This window comes from Rhodopseudomonas sp. AAP120 (genome assembly GCF_001295845.1).
Taxonomy (GTDB): domain Bacteria; phylum Pseudomonadota; class Alphaproteobacteria; order Rhizobiales; family Xanthobacteraceae; genus Rhodopseudomonas.
In genome coordinates, this window is record NZ_LJIC01000161.1 from 1 (window position 1) to 17,523 (window position 17,523).

Annotated in this window: 10 protein-coding genes; 9 read left to right on the forward strand and 1 reads right to left on the reverse strand. The window is 66.8% G+C overall.

All coding sequences use genetic code 11. The features are described from left to right. The first annotated feature begins 230 nt into the window (after positions 1-230). Positions 231-2,726, forward strand: a complete 2,496-nt coding sequence (gene glyS / locus IP86_RS23110) for a glycine--tRNA ligase subunit beta (protein WP_054164784.1) — start codon at positions 231-233, stop codon at positions 2,724-2,726. 528 nt (positions 2,727-3,254) lie between these two features. Then, on the forward strand, positions 3,255-4,358 hold the full coding sequence (locus IP86_RS23115) for a hypothetical protein (protein ID WP_054164785.1): 1,104 nt from the start codon (positions 3,255-3,257) through the stop codon (positions 4,356-4,358). A 176-nt stretch (positions 4,359-4,534) separates the two neighbouring features. Here IP86_RS23115 and IP86_RS23120 read toward each other — a convergent pair whose 3' ends face one another. Further along, positions 4,535-5,815, reverse strand: a complete 1,281-nt coding sequence (locus IP86_RS23120; RefSeq protein ID WP_054164786.1) for an MgtC/SapB family protein — start codon at positions 5,813-5,815, stop codon at positions 4,535-4,537. Between the two features lie 500 nt (positions 5,816-6,315). On the opposite strand from IP86_RS23120, the gene IP86_RS28325 reads away from it, so the two are divergent. The 7 genes from IP86_RS28325 (at position 6,316) to IP86_RS23150 (ending at position 17,325) form a co-directional block, all read left to right on the forward strand. After that, positions 6,316-6,471 (forward strand): DUF3096 domain-containing protein, encoded by a 156-nt coding sequence (locus IP86_RS28325; RefSeq protein WP_082364218.1) that lies wholly within the window; start codon positions 6,316-6,318, stop codon positions 6,469-6,471. Between the two features lie 102 nt (positions 6,472-6,573). Next, entirely contained in the window at positions 6,574-9,603 is a 3,030-nt protein-coding gene (gene ppdK, locus IP86_RS23125) for a pyruvate, phosphate dikinase (RefSeq protein ID WP_054164787.1), read from the forward strand. Between the two features lie 442 nt (positions 9,604-10,045). Beyond that, positions 10,046-10,582: a hypothetical protein gene (locus tag IP86_RS23130; RefSeq protein ID WP_054164788.1), complete on the forward strand. Its 537-nt coding sequence runs from the start codon at positions 10,046-10,048 to the stop codon at positions 10,580-10,582. 93 nt (positions 10,583-10,675) lie between these two features. Continuing rightward, the gene (locus tag IP86_RS23135; protein WP_054164789.1) at positions 10,676-11,080 is read left to right on the forward strand and encodes a FixH family protein; all 405 of its coding nucleotides are present in this window, start codon (positions 10,676-10,678) and stop codon (positions 11,078-11,080) included. Further along, positions 11,077-12,483: an efflux RND transporter periplasmic adaptor subunit gene (locus tag IP86_RS23140; protein WP_054164790.1), complete on the forward strand. Its 1,407-nt coding sequence runs from the start codon at positions 11,077-11,079 to the stop codon at positions 12,481-12,483. The genes IP86_RS23135 and IP86_RS23140 overlap by 4 nt, the downstream gene beginning before the upstream one ends. Next, positions 12,480-15,623 carry an efflux RND transporter permease subunit gene (locus IP86_RS23145; protein WP_054164791.1) on the forward strand — a complete coding sequence of 1,048 codons (3,144 nt, stop codon included), beginning with the start codon at positions 12,480-12,482 and terminating at the stop codon, positions 15,621-15,623. Before IP86_RS23140 ends, IP86_RS23145 begins: the two co-directional genes overlap by 4 nt. A gap of 298 nt (positions 15,624-15,921) precedes the next feature. Further along, positions 15,922-17,325 carry a cell wall hydrolase gene (locus IP86_RS23150; protein ID WP_054164792.1) on the forward strand — a complete coding sequence of 468 codons (1,404 nt, stop codon included), beginning with the start codon at positions 15,922-15,924 and terminating at the stop codon, positions 17,323-17,325. Positions 17,326-17,523 lie beyond the last annotated feature (198 nt).

Consider the following 17,523-nt stretch of genomic DNA (forward strand, 5'->3'; position numbering starts at 1 on the left):
CAGTCCGCGTTGCCCCCCACCCCCGCCCCCTCCCCGCAAGGGGGAGGGGAGCCACGACCGCGCGCTCCACGTAAGCCGCGCGGACGTCGTCGGGAGGCTCAATGATTTTGGTCTTCATGAACTCTGCTTTGGCCGAGTTGGCTTGTCTTTCCGGCACTGCCTCCTGCTCCCCTCCCCCTTGCGGGGAGGGGTCGGGGGTGGGGGTGCCGCGCGCACGGAATCAAATCTAAATGCCCGATCTCCTCCTCGAACTGTTCTCCGAAGAAATCCCGGCGCGGATGCAGGGGAAGGCTGCGGATGACCTGAAGCGCCTCGTCACCGACAAGCTGGTCGCCGAGGGCCTGGTGTACGAAGGCGCCAAGGCGTTTGCGACGCCGCGGCGGCTGGCGTTGACGGTGCACGGCATTCCGGCGCGGCAGCCGGATCTGAAGGACGAGCGCAAGGGGCCGAAGGTCGGCGCGCCGGATGCGGCGGTGCAGGGCTTTCTCAAGGCGACCGGGCTGGCTTCGCTCGACGAGGCCAAGATCCAGCGCGATCCGAAGAAGGGCGACTTCTACGTCGCGCTGATCGAGAAGCCGGGCCGGCCGGCGATCGAGGTGCTGGCCGAGATCCTGCCGGTGATCATCCGCACCTTCCCGTGGCCGAAATCGATGCGCTGGGGCGAGCGCTCGGCGAAGCCCGGCGCGCTGCAATGGGTGCGGCCGCTGCATTCGATCATCGCCACCTTCGGCATCGACACCGAGGAGCCGGACGTCGTCGCCTTCGACGTCAGCGGCGTTCAGGCCGGGCAGGTGACGCGCGGCCATCGCTTCATGGCGCCAGGCGAGATCAGCGTGCGCCGCTTCGAGGACTACGAGGCCAAGCTTGCCGCCGCCAAGGTCGTGCTCGATCCGCAGCGCCGCCGCGACATCATCCTGGCCGACGCCAAGACGCTGGCGCAGGCGCAGAACTACGCGCTGGTCGAGGATTCCGGCCTGCTCGACGAAGTCTCGGGTCTCGTCGAATGGCCGGTGCCGCTGATGGGCTCGTTCGACGAGGCCTTCTTGTCGATCCCGGACGAAGTGATCCGCGCCACCATCCGCGCCAACCAGAAATGCTTCGTGGTCGCCGATCCGGCGACCGGCAAGCTCGCCAACAAGTTCATCCTGACGGCGAACATCGAAGCCAGCGACGGCGGCGCCGCCATCACCGCCGGCAACGAACGCGTGATCCGCGCGCGGCTCAGCGATGCGAAGCATTTCTGGGACACCGATCACAAGTCGTTGCCGGAGTATCGCGACAGCGGACTGAAGCCGCTCGATCAGCGCCTCAAGAAGCTGCGCGATCAGAACATCGTCTTCCACGCCCAGCTTGGTACTCAGGGAGAGCGTATCGACCGGATCATTCGCCTTGCTCGCGAGATCGCGCCGCTCGTCGGAGCCGATCCCGAAAAGGCCGCTCGGGCCGCTGAGTTAGCGAAGGCTGATCTCGTCACGGAAGTCGTCGGCGAATTCCCCGAGCTGCAAGGCCTGATGGGCAAGTACTACGCGCTGGCGCAAGGCGAAGACGCGTCGGTCGCCGCGGCGTGCGAGGAGCACTACAAGCCGCAGGGTCCGACCGATCGCGTCCCGACCGATCCGGTCAGCATCGCGGTGGCGCTGGCCGACAAGCTCGATACGCTGGTCGGCTTCTGGGCGATCGACGAGAAGCCGACGGGGAGTAAGGACCCGTATGCGTTGCGACGGGCGGCGCTGGGGGTGATTAGGCTGATACTAGCCTCAGATTGCCGGATTGACGTTTCTCGTATTATCGCATCGTCAATAGCGATGTTTCTTGTTCGTGGTTTCAACCCTGCATCCCGATACATCTCGTTGGCCGCGCCGCGCGGCCCTGAAGAGGCTTCGCTTGGTGTTTCCTGGGAGGATCAGCCTTATCGAAGTCTCCTCGACGGTGATGATTTCATAAAGAACCACGCTGCCGACGCGAGTATGCACCAAATAGGTGATCCTGATCTCAATAGTCATGATCCGGATGATCAAGAAGAATTGGGTAGGAGGGTTTTCGCTTTTAAGGAGCTAAGGCAGAGGCTCGAAGTGTTGGATGGGTTCTACACTCATTGGATGTTTGATGATCTGGACGAGATAGCGGTGAAGTATGTGCAGGCTGCACTCGGTCGGATTGAGGCTACGAGTTGGCTATCCATGTCAGTAGACAGGTTGTCCGCGGACCTCCTCTCCTTCTTCGCCGACCGCCTCAAAGTCCAACTCCGCGATCAAGGCGCGCGACACGACCTCGTTGACGCGGTGTTCGCGCTCGAAGGACAGGACGACATCCTGATGATCGTCCGCCGCGTCGAGGCGCTGGCGGCGTTTCTTGCCACCGACGATGGCAAGAACCTGCTCGCCGGCACCAAGCGTGCCGCCAACATTCTGCGCATCGAGGAGAAGAAGGACGGCCGCCCGTTCGACGGCGCGCCGGAGGCGGCGCTGTACGCGCAGGACGAAGAGAAGGCGCTGGCCGCCGCGATCAACCGCGCCAAGGCCGATGCCGGCGCCGCCGTCGCGAAGGAAGACTTCGCCGCGGCGATGACGGCGATGGCCGGGCTGCGGCCGGCGGTCGATGCGTTCTTCGACAAGGTGACGGTCAACGCCGACGACAAGGCCGTCCGCGAAAACCGCCTGAAGCTGCTCAATGAAATCCGCGCCGCGACGCGGGCGGTGGCGGACTTCTCGAAGATCCAGGACTAACGCCTCCGTCATTCCGGGGCGCCGCGCAGCGGCGAGCCCGGAATCCGTAACCACCGATGTTGGTGGTTGGGCACGGCAGGTCGGCGACCGTGCGCAAAACGCGAGGCCAGGGAGTATGGATTCCGGGCTCACGAGCTGCGCTCGTGCCCCGGAATGACGGGGAGGGGTTGGTGCTCAGTCGCCGCTTCTTCCCGTGGACTTGCCGTTCTCCAAGCGTCGCTTCCGCTCTCTCGCGCGTCATTGCCGGGCTTGACCCGGCAATCCATCCTCTTCGCGACGACTCGCTCAGGCGCGCTGGCGCGCGCGATGGATGCGCGGGTCGAGCCCGCGCATGACGGCTTTTGGTTGGGCGGCCTCTTGCGCCAAAGCGATCGCTTGCGTGCAGCAGCGGAGCGCGCTCTCCAAAGACGACCGCCGCAACCGCCCGGCGCAGCAATCTCCAGCAACATTTACGTTCCGTTAACCATGTCCTGAAAGGGTGGCGCTCGGTAAGGGTTCCTTAATTCTTTGCGGACGGCGGGGCGCGCCATGACGTCGATTTCCAATCAACTGCCCGGATATGCGCAATACGGCGCGGCCTATGCCCGCGCGGCGGGGTCGCAGAGTTCGCTGGCGAACATCCTCAACGGCACCAGCGACGACGTGCTGCCCGGCGCCAGCAATGCGGCGACCAATCTCACGCTCTCGGCGCAGGCCAAGGCGCAGCTCGCCAGCGCCACCGCCACCAAGGACTTCACCAGCGTCATCAGCGACAGCCGCACGGCGATCGACAAGCTCTACAAGGCGGCGAACGTCAGCGCGCCGTACGACACCAGCGGCAAGCCGACGATCGATCTGTCGTCGCTCGATCGCCGCGCGCTGTATGCGATCGCCTCCAATGCCGGCGGCAAGTTCACCGAGGCCGAGCAGAACCTCGCAGCGGTGACGCGGATCGCCGGCTTCAACGCGGCGCTGTCGCCGGCGACGCAGACCGCCAAGCTCACCGGCAACTACAATGCCGTCTACAAGGCCGCCGCCGACTATCTCGACGGCGCCAGCAGCGAGGAGAAGGCGACGTCGACCTGGCAGGCCGAGCGCGCCGCGGTCGGCAAGGGCATCACCGCGACGCAGGCCGATCCGACCAAGATTCCCTCCGGCATCAGCAACGATCCCGTCGCCGCCTATCTGACGCAATATCCGTCCGGCAGCCCGATCCCGACGCAGGATTTCGCCAGCGTCGCCAAATCGGCGCGCGCCGCGCTCGACGCGCAGGCCAAGGCCGCGGCGGCCGCCGGCAAGGAGCTGGTGTTCGATCCCGGCCGCAAGGTCGGCCAGCAGGCCGATCTGTCGGTGCTGAGCAACCGCGATCTGTCGGCGATCTCGCTCAACAAGGACAATCTGTTCTCGAACCAGGAGACCTTCGCGGCCAAGCGCGAACTCGACAGCCGCAACCGCGCCAGCATCCTCACCGCCCTGAAGCAGAGCCAGACCTCAGGCAATCCGGCCGATTTCTCGCTCGGCCTGCTCAACACCTATTCGGCGATGAGCGCCGAAGAACGCACCGCCACCAACTGGACGCCGGCGTTCCGTGATCATGCGGTGCAGAGCTACAAGTCGACCACGACGCTGCTGTCGCTGCTGAAGAGCGGCTAGACGGAGTCCTCATCCTGAGGAACCCGGCAAAGCCGGCGTCTCGAAGGATGAAGCCACGGGCGCCTCTGGCGCATGGTTCGAGACGGCGCTGCGCGCCTCCTCACCATGAGGCTGTGCGTGTTGCGAGATCTGCACATCAGCAAGTCTGATTCCATCAGACTTTTACTGCCTCGCGCCTACAACCTCACGCCCGCCAACACCACCGCCAGCACCACGCCGCCCACCGCAAGCAGCAGCAGCAGCGCGGCGCTCTGCAGCGTCTGGCGGCCGCCGAACGACAGCGCGTAGGTGGCTTTCAGCACGTTGTTGGACGAGGCGGCCAGCAGCACCGCGATCGACACCGCGTGCTCGCCGATGCCGGCGATGCCGCCCTGCGCGAGGTTGAGCACGAACGGGTCGATATCGGCGAAACCGACGATCGCGGCCAGCCAGTAGATGCCGGCGGTGCCGAACTGCGTCTTGACCCAGGTCGAGGCCACCGAGATCACCACGAACATCACCGCGAACACTGCGGCGGTGCCGAGCTCGAGCGGGTTGCCGCGCGGGGTCTGGTTCTGCGCCTGCGCGGCCGGCGCCTTGATCAGCCAGTATTGCAGCGTGGCGATCAGCAGCGCGACGGCGGCGAGGCCGCCCATCGGCGCCGCCAGCTCGCGCGCCAGCGCCATGTTGAACACCGCGATGATCGCCAGGATGCGCAGATACATGATGCCGGTGGCCAGCGTGATGCCGGCGAGCGCCTGGCGGCGCGCGGCCGGATCGGAATTCGCCTGCCGCGCCAGCACCACGGTCGTCGCGGTCGAGGAGTACAACCCGCCGATCGCCGGCATCCACAAGCCGCGGGCGGCGGGTGGCCAGTAGCGCTGCGCCAGATAGCTCGCATAGGACAGCGTGCAGACCAGGATCAGCGACAGCCAGACGTGCTGCGGCGTGATGCTGGTCAGCGTCGTCACCGGCTCGTTCGGCAGCAGCGGCAGCACCACGCCGGTCAGGATCAGGAATTGTCCGGCGGTGGTGACTTCCTTGGTATCGACGCGGCGCGCCAGCGTGTGCAGCTGGTCGCGCCCGGTCAGCAGCAGCACCGCCACCACGGTGCTGCCCACCGCCACCCAGTGCGGCAGCGCCAGCGCCACGGCGCCGAGCAGATAGGCGTGGATGTTGAGCAGTAGCACCACCAGCCCGGCGTTACGTTCGCCGTGCTCGTCGCGTTCGCGCAGGTGGACGCTGTAGAAGATCGACAGCCAGACGCCGAGCACCAGCAGTCCGCCGGTGAAGGCGACCAGGTGTGCCGGATCGAACAGATACAGCAGCCCGCCGCCGAGCGAGAGCAGCGGAAAGGTGCGAATGCCACCCGGCCGCGCCGAGCTGGCCTTGGCGAAGAAGTCCTCGAACGCGAAGCCGAGGAAGAAGCTGAGCAGCAGGAGAAGGCCGAGGCTGTGGAAGGAGGGCGTCGCGAGCATGATTACGATCCAGCCGACGCGGAGGCGGGGATCACCATCGGCGGTTGCCGGGCCAGGGAGCGGCGCGGCTGTGCGACCCTAACAGGTCGCCGCGAGGCAGAGAAGGCGTCCGCCGCAGCGAGCGGCCGCGCGGTTTCGCGCGATACGCGGTGACGAGACGCTAAACAGACGAACCCCGCCCGGGCGGGGGACGGGGCGGGGTTCTCTGGCCCGGTCGCAGGTCGTGCGCCCGGGCTGTCGTTCAGCGACGGTGTCGTCCTGAACGAAACGATGTTGGTTTACCGCGCCGCGATCGCTCGATGCTGCGCAGTCACCGAGGCAATGCCTGTCGCGGCGCTATGTTCCGAGGAAAAAACGTCACGCCTCCGGGTTATTTCTGGCGGCAGGGAACGTCTTGCGAAATCGTCGTTGATCAGTGGCCGGTATCCCTCGCTTGCCGCGCCAGCTACAAATCAGCTCGCGATTCGATCTCACGTCCTTTCACCTCGGAGACGACTGCTATGACCATCACCACCGCCCACATTCCTGCCATTGTTGCCCTGATTGCCGGCATCCTGATTCTGGTGATGCCGCGTCTGCTCAACATCGTGGTGGCCGTCTACCTGATCTGCATCGGACTCATTGGCATGGGCGTGTTGCGCTTCTTCCGCCTTTAGTCGCCTGGAAGCCGGTCACCGGCCGGCCGCCTTGCTTGCAATCGGCAAAACGTGGTGTATAGCGGCCCAATCCCACCCCCAGTACTGCGGACCGTTAAAGCCATGGCCAAAGCCGCTTCCAAGACCAAGAAGACCGCTGCGAAATCCAAGTCTTCTCCGAAGTCTTCCGCTCCGAAGCCCGTCGCCAAGGCCGCTTTTGCCAAGGCCCCGGCCCGCGGCAAGGCCGCGGCAAGCGCCCGCAAGCCGACGGTCAAGACCCCGCCGAAGCCGGCCGCGAAGGCAGCGAAGTCTGCCGGCAAGCCGCTGAGCAAGCCAGCGAACAAGTCGGTGAGCAAGCCGGCCGCGAAGCCCGCGGCGAAGAGCGTGGTCAGCAAGCCGGTGGCGAAGCCCGCCGCCGGAAAGGGCGCCGTCAAGGCGGCCAGCAAGGCCCCGGCCGCGGCGAGCGCGCCGAAGGCCGGCAAGTGGGTCTACACCTTCGGGGACGGCAAGGCCGATGGCAAGTCGAGCATGCGCGACCTGCTCGGCGGCAAGGGCGCCAACCTCGCCGAGATGGCCAATCTGGGCCTGCCGGTGCCCCCCGGCTTCACCATCCCGACTTCGGTCTGCACCTATTTCTACGCCAACGATAAGACCTATCCGAAGGAGCTGAAGACGCAGGTCGAGCGCGCGCTCGAACAGGTCGGCAAGATCACCGGCAAGCGCTTCGGCGATGCGTCGAACCCGCTGCTGGTCTCGGTCCGCTCCGGCGCCCGCGCGTCGATGCCGGGCATGATGGACACCGTGCTCAATCTCGGCCTCAACGACGAGACCGTCGAGGCGCTGGCGAACAAGTCGGGCGACCGCCGCTTCGCCTATGACAGCTATCGCCGCTTCATCACGATGTATTCCGACGTCGTGCTCGGCCTCGATCACCATCATTTCGAAGAGATCCTCGACAGCTACAAGGATGCCAAGGGCTACACGCTCGACACCGACCTCGACGCGGACGACTGGGTGCAGCTCGTCGGCCAGTACAAGGAAGCGGTGGCGCGCGAGATCGGCCAGGATTTCCCGCAGGATCCGAACGACCAGCTGTGGGGCGCGATCGGCGCGGTGTTCTCGTCGTGGATGAACGCCCGCGCGGTGACCTATCGGCGCCTGCACGACATTCCGGAATCCTGGGGCACCGCCGTCAACGTCCAGGCGATGGTGTTCGGCAACATGGGTGAGACCTCGGCGACCGGCGTCGCCTTCACCCGCAACCCGTCGACCGGCGAGAGCCGGCTGTACGGCGAATTCCTGATCAACGCCCAGGGCGAGGACGTCGTCGCCGGCATCCGCACCCCGCAGGACATCACCGAGCACGCCCGCCTCGAATCCGGCTCCGACAAGCCGTCGATGGAAGTGGCGATGCCGGACGCCTTCCAGGAGCTGACCCGGATCTACACGCTGCTCGAGAAGCACTACCGTGACATGCAGGACATGGAATTCACGGTCGAGCAGGGCAAGCTGTGGATGCTGCAGACCCGCGGCGGCAAGCGCACCGCCAAGGCGGCGCTGCGGATCGCGGTCGAGCTCGCGCATGAAGGCCTGATCAGCAAGCAGGACGCGGTGACGCGGATCGAGCCCGGCTCGCTCGATCAGCTGCTGCACCCGACCATCGACCCGCACGCCAAGCGCGACGTCATCGCCACCGGCCTGCCGGCTTCGCCGGGCGCCGCCTCGGGCGAGATCGTGTTCTCGTCGGACGAAGCCGCCAAACTGCAGGCCGACGGCCGCAAGGTCATCCTGGTCCGCATCGAGACCAGCCCCGAAGACATCCACGGCATGCACGCCTCGGAAGGCATCCTCACCACCCGCGGCGGCATGACCTCGCACGCCGCCGTGGTGGCGCGCGGCATGGGCAAGCCCTGCGTGTCCGGCTGCGGCTCGATCCGCGTCGATTACGGCCGCGGCACGATGACCGTCGGCAACCGCACCTTCAAGACCGGTGACATCATCACCATCGACGGCGCGATCGGCCAGGTGCTGGCCGGCCGCATGCCGATGATCGAGCCGGAGCTGTCGGGCGACTTCAACACGCTGATGGGCTGGGCCGACGACGTCCGCAAGCTCAAGGTCCGCGTCAACGCCGACACCCCGGTCGATGCGCGCACCGCGATCAAGTTCGGTGCCGAGGGCATCGGCCTGTGCCGCACCGAGCATATGTTCTTCGAAGAGACCCGCATCCGCACGGTGCGCGAGATGATCCTGGCCGAAGACGAGCAGGCGCGCCGCGCCGCGCTCGCCAAGCTGCTGCCGATGCAGCGCGCCGACTTCGTCGAGCTGTTCGAGATCATGAAGGGCCTGCCGGTCACCATCCGTCTGCTCGATCCGCCGCTGCACGAATTCCTGCCGCACAGCCACGCCGAGATTGAGGAAGTGGCGCGCGCCATGAACGCCGATCCGCGCCGGCTGGCCGACCGCGCTCGCGATCTCGCCGAGTTCAACCCGATGCTCGGCTTCCGCGGCTGCCGTCTGGCGATCGCCTATCCGGAGATCGCCGAGATGCAGGCCCGCGCCATCTTCGAGGCCGCGGTCGAGGCCGAAAAGCGCACCGGCGAGCAGGTCGGTCTCGAAGTGATGGTGCCGCTGATCGCGACCCGCGCCGAGTTCGATCTGGTCAAGGCCCGCATCGACGCCACCGCGCATGCCGTCAACCGCGAGACCGGCGCCAAGCTCAAGTATCAGGTCGGCACCATGATCGAGCTGCCGCGCGCCTGCCTGATGGCCGGCGACGTCGCCGAGAGCGCCGAATTCTTCTCGTTCGGCACCAACGACCTGACCCAGACCACCTTCGGCATCAGCCGCGACGACGCCGCCAGCTTCCTCGGTACCTATATCGAGAAGGGCATCTTCGCGATCGACCCGTTCGTCTCGGTGGATCGCGACGGCGTCGGCGAACTGGTCAAGATCGGCGTCGAGCGCGGCCGCAAGACCCGCCCCGACCTCAAGCTCGGCATCTGCGGCGAGCACGGCGGCGACCCGGCCTCGGTCGCGTTCTGCCACGAAGTCGGCCTCAACTACGTGTCGTGCTCGCCTTATCGCGTGCCGATCGCCCGCCTCGCTGCGGCGCAGGCGGCGCTCGGCAAGGCGATCGCCAGCCAGGCGTAACGCCGCGAACTGCAAGACTCGAGCGTAGCGCGTGGGCGCTGCGCTCAGCCCAACACCCCACCGTCATCACCCGCGCATGCGGGTGACCCAGTATCCCAGGGCGCTCGTTGTAAGCAATTAACGCCCTGCAATACTGGGTCGCCCGGTCAAGCCGGGCGATGACCGGAGAGCGCGGGGATACTCTCCTGCTTTCCCATCATTGCGTGTCCCTCTTCCTGTCACGACGAGGACTCTCCCCGTCATTGCGAGCGAAGCGAAGCAATCCAGCGCCGCGCACGGGGCTGGATTGCTTCGTCGCTTCGCTCCTCGCAATGACGGGGAGAGGCCGTGCTCGCTCCGATGGCGGGAGGGCGCGCTCGCTCCAAGCGATCGGCGGAAAGGCGCTTGCCTCCGGTCCGCCCCGCATCTTCCGCAGTGCCGCGAAATATGCGATCCTGCATCCGTGACCCTGTTTCTCGCCATACGCCGGCTGCTTGCGGTCGTGATGGTCGCCGGCCTTGTGCTGGCGCCGTTGGCGCGGCCTGTGATGGCCGGGGCGCCGTCGGCTTTGCCCGTTGCAATGCACGGCATGAGCGGTGATGGCGCTGCGATGCACGGCACGGCCATGCAGCACATGCCCATGCAGCACATGGCGATGCAGAGCACGGCGGATCAAGGAATGGCAGATCAGGCCATGGCGGATCACGCCATCGCCGGCCACGACGCGGCCCCCGCGGCAGTGGACGACATGTCCGCCGCCGGCTTCGACGAAATCGCCGAGATGCCGTGCTGCCCGTCCGAGACGCCGAAAGCGCCGGTCGATTGCGGCAAGTGTCTGTCGATGGCCGGCTGCTCGGCCGGCTTCCTCACCGGCATGCCCGGCGCCGTTGCGGTGCCTCTGCCGATCCTGACGGGCGGCACCACCCTCGCCAACGCCGATTTCGCGCGCGACGGCCTAGGCCATCCACCGCCCGAACATCCACCTCGATCGCTGGTCTGAGCGGCGCCTCGCGCCGCGCTTCGTCGCGTGACTGAGGTCGCGCGACGCGCCTGCCGCGTCTGCGGCCAGACCCACTGATCAGAGGTACCTCACATGAAGATCGCATTTTCGCGCGCCCTGCGGGCCGCGCTCGTCGGCGTGGCCGTGCTCGGCTTCGCCACCCCTTCGCTCGCCGACATCAAGGACTACGAATTCCGCCTCGCCGAGCCGACCGTCTCGGTCGGCCGCGACAAGCTCGTCACCGTGCAGCTCATCAACAAGGTCACCGGCAAGCCGGTGCCGGATGCGGTGATCTTCGCGATGCGGCTCGACATGGCGCCCGACGGCATGGCCGAGATGGCGACCAAGATCGTGCGCGAACCGGGCGGCGAGCCCGGCAGCTACCGGTTCAAGGCGGCGTTCGGCATGGAAGGCCGCTGGCTGCTGTCGCTCGGCGCCAAGGTGCAGGGCGAGACCGGCACGGTCGAAGGCAAACTGGTCATCACGGCCAACAAGTGAGCCGCACCGGTCTCGCGGCCGCCGCCATCGCAGTGCTTGCGGTGGCGGTCGGCGGCCTGCCGGGTGTGCGCGAGCACCTGCGTCTGACGACATCGCTGATCGCGCCGGCCTCGGCGCAGCAATCCAGCGACGAGCCGATCTATTACCAGGACCCCGACGGCAAGCCGGCCTATTCGCTGACGCCGCGCAAGACCGCAGACGGCCGCGATTTCCGGCCGGTGCCGCCGAGCGCCGACTTGAACTTCGAGGACGATGCGCCGGCAATGCCGCCACCGCCGCCGGTGTCGACGACGCGCAAGGTCAAGTTCTATCGCAACCCGATGGGCCTTGCCGACACCTCGCCGGTGCCGAAGAAGGACTCGATGGGGATGGACTACATCCCGGTCTACGAGGGCGACGATGCCGACGACGGCGCCGTGAAGCTGTCGCCCGGCAAGATCCAGCGTAGCGGCGTCAAATCGGAGCCGGCGATGCGCAAGCAGCTCCGTGCCGTGATCCGCGCGCCCGGCGTGATCCAGCTCGACGAGCGCCGCGTCTCGGTGATCGCGATGCGCGCGGAGAGCTTCGTGCAGAGCGTCGCCGACGTCACCACCGGCAGCCGCGTCACCAAGGGCCAGCCGCTGATGCAGATCTACAGCTCGGCGATCGCGGCGGCGTCGGCCGAGTACATCTCGACGATCGGCTCCAAGACCACCAGCAGCGTGCCGCTGTTCGGCCGCGGATCGCGGCAGCGGCTGATCAATCTCGACGTGCCGGAGGCGGCGATCGCCGCGATGGACAAGACCGGCGTGGCGCCGGTGACAATCGAATGGCAGGCGCCGCGCGACGGCGTCGTGCTGGAGCGCAGCGCCATCGAAGGCATGCGGGCGCAGCCCGGCGACGTGCTGTTCCGCATCGCCGATATCTCCAAGCTGTGGGCCACCATCGAGATCGCCGAGCGCGATCTCGGCGCGGTGGCTCCTGGCCAGATGGTGATGATCCGCGCGCGGTCGTTCCCGGGCCGCGTCTTCCACGGCGAGGTCAAGCTGATCTATCCGCAGCTCAACAAGGAGGCGCGCACCGCACGGGTGCGGATCGAACTCGACAACCCGGATCTGGCGCTGCTGCCAGAGATGTATGTCGACGCTGAGATCGACGCCGGCAGCGCCGAGCCGGTGCTCGCGGTTCTGGACAGCGCAGTGCTCGACTCCGGCAGCAAGCGGATCGTGTTCGTCGACAAGGGCGGCGGCCGCTACGAGCCGCGCGTGGTGCACACCGGCCAGCGCGGCAGCGGCGCCGTCGAGATCCGCGACGGGCTCAGCGAAGGCGAGCCGGTGGTGACGTCCGCCAACTTCCTGATCGACGCTGAGAGCAATCTCAACGCCGCGCTCAAGAGCTTCACAAGCGAAGGAGCGCAGCCATGATCGCCCGTCTGATTAGCTGGTCGGCGCGCAACCTGCTGCTGGTGCTGTTCGGCGCCGGCTTCGCAGCCGCGGCCGGGCTCTATGCGCTCAAGCATCTGCCGCTCGACGCCATCCCGGATCTTTCCGACACGCAAGTGATCGTCTACACCGATTATCCTGGCCAGGCGCCGCAGGTGATCGAGGATCAGGTCACCTATCCGCTGACCACCGCGATGCTCACCGTGCCGCGCGCCAAGGTGGTGCGAGGCTTCTCGTTCTTCGGCGTGTCGTTCGTCTATGTGATCTTCGAGGACGGCACCGACATCTATTGGGCGCGCCCGCGCGTGCTCGAATTCCTCAACGGCGCGGCGTCGCGGCTGCCGGCCGGCGTGACGCCGACGATTGGGCCGGACGCCACCGGCGTCGGCTGGGTGTATCAATACGCGGTGATGTCGAAGGAGCTCAACCTCGCCGACACCCGCGCCATCCAGGACTGGAATCTGAAATTCGCGCTGGCCCGCGCCGAGGGCGTCGCCGAGGTCGCCAGCGTCGGTGGCTTCGTGCGGCAGTACAACGTCGTGCTCGATCCGCAGCGGATGCGCGACCTCGGCATCACCATGCCGAAAATCCGCGACGCGATCCGCGCCAGCAATGCCGATGTCGGCGGCCGCACCGTTGAACTGTCGGAGTTCGAATACGTCATCCGCGGCAAGGGTTATCTCAAGGGCATCAACGATCTCGGCAACATCGTGCTGAAGGTGACCGGCGGCACGCCGGTGCTGCTGCGCGACGTCGCCCGCGTCGAGCTCGGACCCGACGAGCGGCGCGGCCTCGCCGAACTGAACGGCGAGGGCGAGGTCGCCAGCGGCATCGTGCTGCAGCGCTTCGGCGTCAACGCCCGCGACGTCATCGACAACGTCAAGAAGCGCTTTGCCGAGATCGCCTCGAGCCTTCCCAAGTCGGTCGAGATCGTGCCGGTCTATGATCGCTCTCAATTGATCGACGCGGCGATCGCGACGCTGAAGAGCACGCTGGTCGAGGAGAGCATCGTTGTGGCGCTGGTCTGCATCGTGTTCCTGCTGCATGTGCGCAGCGCGCTGGTGGCGATCATCATGCTGCCGGTCGGCATCCTGATCGCCTTCGGCGCGATGAAGCTGCTCGGCATCGGCGCCAACATCATGAGCCTCGGCGGCATTGCGATCGCGATCGGTGCGATGATCGACGCGGCGATCGTGATGATCGAAAACGCCCACAAGCATCTGGAACGCGCGCCGCCCGAGCGGCCGCGCGTCGAGGTGCTGATCGAGGCTGCCGCCGAGGTCGGCCCGGCGCTGTTCTTCAGCCTGCTGATCATCACCGTGTCGTTCATGCCGATCTTCACGCTGGAGTCGCAGGAGGGGCGGCTGTTCAGCCCGCTGGCCTTCACCAAGACCTTCGCGATGGCGGCCGCCGCGCTGCTGTCGGTGACGCTGGTGCCGGCCCTGATGGTGATCTTCGTCCGCGGCCGCATCGTCCCGGAACACAAGAACCCGATCAATCGCGTGCTGATCGCGATCTATCGTCCGGTGATCGATGCGGTGCTGAAGGCCAAGCTGCTGGTGATCCTGGCGGCAGTTGCAATTCTTGTCGTGACGATCTGGCCGGCGCGTCAGCTCGGCACCGAGTTTATGCCCAACCTCAACGAGGGCACGCTGCTGTACATGCCGACGACGCTGCCGGGTATCTCGATCACCAAGGCGGCGGAGCTGCTGCAGACGCAGGACCGCATCATCCGCTCGTTCCCGGAAGTCGCCTCGGTGTACGGCAAGGCCGGTCGCGCCGCGACCGCGACCGATCCGGCGCCATCGGAAATGTTCGAGACCATCATCAACCTCAAGCCCAAGGCGGAGTGGCGCGCCGGCGTCACGCTGGAGAGCCTCACCGCCGAGATGGACCGCGCGCTGCAGTTCCCCGGCGTCTCCAACGCCTGGACGATGCCGATCAAGTCGCGCATCGACATGCTGTCGACCGGAATCCGCACGCCGCTCGGCATCAAGGTGATCGGCACGGACTTGAGCGAGATCGAGAAACTCGCCAAGCAGATCGAGCAGGTGCTGAAGAAAGTTCCGGGCACGTCCTCAGCTTATGCGGAGCGCGCGCTCGGCGGCTACTATCTGGAGATCACGCCGGATCGCGCCGCGATGGCGCGCTACGGCCTGGCGATCCAGGACGTGCAGGACGTGATCGCGACCGCGCTCGGCGGCCAGACCATCACGACGACAGTGGAGGGCCGCCAGCGCTTCGGCGTCAACATGCGCTATCCGCGCGACCTGCGCGACAGCCCGCAGACGATCGCCAGCGAAGTGTTGGTGCCGATGCCGGCGGGCGGCGCGGTGCCGCTCGGCGAAGTCGCCAGCATCACGCCGGCGCGCGGCCCGACCTCGATCCGCACCGAGAACGGCCAGCTCGCGGTGTACATCTACATCGACATCCGCGATCGCGATCTCGGCGGCTACGTCGCGGACGCACGCGACGCGGTGAAGGCCAGCGTCACGTTCCCGCCCGGCTCGTATCTCGTCTGGAGCGGGCAGTACGAATATCTCGAACGCGCCGCGGCGCGGCTTCAGATCGTCGTGCCGGTGACGCTGCTGATCATCTTCCTGCTGCTGTACCTCAACTTCCGCTCGGTCGCAGATACGATGATCGTGATGCTGTCGCTGCCGTTCGCGCTGGTCGGCGGCATCTGGCTGATGTGGGTGCTCGGCTTCAACCTGTCGGTGGCCGTCGTGGTCGGCTTCATCGCGCTGGCCGGCGTCGCCGCCGAGACCGGCGTGGTGATGCTGATCTATCTCGAGCACGCGCTGGACGAGGTCCGCGTCCGCCGCGCCGCGGAGGGCCGGGCGCTCGACCGCGCCGATCTCACTGAAGCGATCAAGCACGGCGCGGTCGAGCGGGTGCGGCCGAAGGTGATGACCGTGGTGGCGATCATGGCCGGCCTGCTGCCGATCCTGTGGAGCACCGGCACCGGCTCCGAGCTCATGCAGCGCATCGCCGTGCCGATGATCGGCGGCATGGTGTCGTCGACGCTGCTGACCCTGATCGTCATCCCGGCGATCTACGCGCTGGTCAAAGGCGTCGCGCTGAGGCGGACGATGCCAGCCGGGAAACCTGTCGCCAGTTAGTCGCCGCCGCTTCTCCACGCGTCATGGCCGGGACGAGCCCGGCCATGACGGTTTTTGTGGGGATGTGAACAGGACAGTCCAGACGATCGCGTCGTCAACGGTTCGTTTACGCTTTTCGAAAAGCCGCCGTTTACCAGGCCTTTCGATCACCCCCGGCCGATCACGAGTCCGGCTTGCGTGTGGCCTGTGCGCATCGCTGATTAACCGCTGAGCAACTTTAATTGGATATCACCGGAAACGATCAACTTGTCCGAAATCGTCGGACGTGGATCCGAGTAAGCGTTGCGTGAGCGTACCGATGTCAGTCATGCGTAACCGGCCGAAGGGCGCACGGATTGCGTCCTTCGGTCTCGGCCTCTGCGTCTTCGCGGGGATGCCGACCGAAATCGGCTATCAGGATATCGCGTCGCTGCTGGCCCGCCAGCCCGGCGTCACCGAGCGCTGGCAGAAGCGGATGTTCGCCTCGTCGGTCGGCTCCATCCAGGTCGCGACGTTCTCGTTCGGCCGTCCGATCGGCACCTGGTCGCCGCAGGGCTCGACCTATCAGCTCGCCAGCCTCGACGGCAAATCCGGCCTCGGCGGCTCGCTGAGCCGCAACCGTCTGCTGCAGCCGCCGACGCCGTATCAGGCCTCCGATTTCCCGGCGGTCGATCGCACCCTGAAGGGCGATCGCCTCGCCATCTTCAAGCCGGACCAGGCCGCGCCGACCGACGCCGCGCCGTCAGGGACCGACGATTCGGCCGCGCCGAACGTCGCCGGTGCCAAGACCGCCGAGCAGGCGCCGAGCGACACGACGCCGCTCGATCCGGAACTCGCCGAAGCGCTGACCTCGGAGCCGCTGCCGCAATACGGCGCCGGCGCCGATATCGATTCGGTTCACGGCCCGGCCTCGGCCGGCGCCACGGCGTCCGCTGCGCCGACGCGCGATCCGTTCACCGTCAAGACCTCGAGCCTGTTCTTCGGCACCGGCTCGCTCGGCGGCATGCAGGAATCGCTCGAGCAGTGGGAGCCGGGCGAAGAGCCGATGATCGTGACGCCGAACGGCGCCGATCCGGACATGAAAACGCCGCTGACCTCGGCCGCGGTCGGTCCGGATTCGTCCGGCGAGACCATTGCGGGCAAGGGCGAGGTCAATGTCGATCACCACGTCCGTACCCCGGCAGAGCGGCTCGGCCTGAGCGATCCGAAGCTGCGTGCCAAGCACGAGAAGTGCCTTGCCGAAGCGGTGTATTTCGAGTCGCGTGGCGAGAAGGTGCGCGGCCAGATCGCGGTCGCGCAGGTAGTACTCAACCGCGCGTTCTCCGGCTTCTATCCGACCAATGTCTGCGGCGTCGTGTATCAGAACAAGCATCGCCGCTACGCCTGCCAGTTCACCTTCGCCTGCGACCGCATCGCCGACGTGGTCCGCGAACCGGAGATGTGGGACCGCGCCAAGCGCATCGCCGCCGCGATGCTCGACGGCAAGCTGTGGCTGCCGGAAGTGGCCAAGTCGACGCACTATCACGCCTATTGGGTGCGGCCGTCCTGGGTTCACGAGATGAAGAAGATGTACAAGACCGGCGTGCACACCTTCTATCGCCCGCGCGCCTGGGGCGACGGCAGCGACGCCCCGAGCTGGGGCGACGCCGCCCAGACCGCCGCCATCTCCGCGCAGCTCAGCGCCGCCGCGCAAAGCTCCGCCGAGATCAACGCGAAGAACTAAGCCTCCGTCCGGCAAGCACCGAGCCCGCGCCACCGGCACCCCAACCCTCTCCCGCCTGCGGGAGAGGGTTGGGGTGAGGGCGACGCGGGCACAGCGCCCGTGTGAAGGCGACGCGGGCGCTGTGCCTGCGAACAGCGCCAGCTCTGTGCCTGGGGACCCCCACCCCCGACCCCTCCCCGCAAGGGGGAGGGGAGATTG

Bases quoted from the DNA above. Each gene is read 5' to 3' on its own strand.
- IP86_RS23145 (WP_054164791.1), top strand. From the start codon at position 12,480: ATGATCGCCCGTCTGATTAGCTGGTCGGCGCGCAACCTGCTGCTGGTG.
- IP86_RS23150 (WP_054164792.1), top strand. From the start codon at position 15,922: ATGTCAGTCATGCGTAACCGGCCGAAGGGCGCACGGATTGCGTCCTTC.
- IP86_RS28325 (WP_082364218.1), top strand. From the start codon at position 6,316: ATGACCATCACCACCGCCCACATTCCTGCCATTGTTGCCCTGATTGCC.
- IP86_RS23115 (WP_054164785.1), top strand. From the start codon at position 3,255: ATGACGTCGATTTCCAATCAACTGCCCGGATATGCGCAATACGGCGCG.
- IP86_RS23135 (WP_054164789.1), top strand. From the start codon at position 10,676: ATGAAGATCGCATTTTCGCGCGCCCTGCGGGCCGCGCTCGTCGGCGTG.
- glyS (WP_054164784.1), top strand. From the start codon at position 231: ATGCCCGATCTCCTCCTCGAACTGTTCTCCGAAGAAATCCCGGCGCGG.
- IP86_RS23120 (WP_054164786.1), bottom strand. From the start codon at position 5,815: ATGCTCGCGACGCCCTCCTTCCACAGCCTCGGCCTTCTCCTGCTGCTC.
- ppdK (WP_054164787.1), top strand. From the start codon at position 6,574: ATGGCCAAAGCCGCTTCCAAGACCAAGAAGACCGCTGCGAAATCCAAG.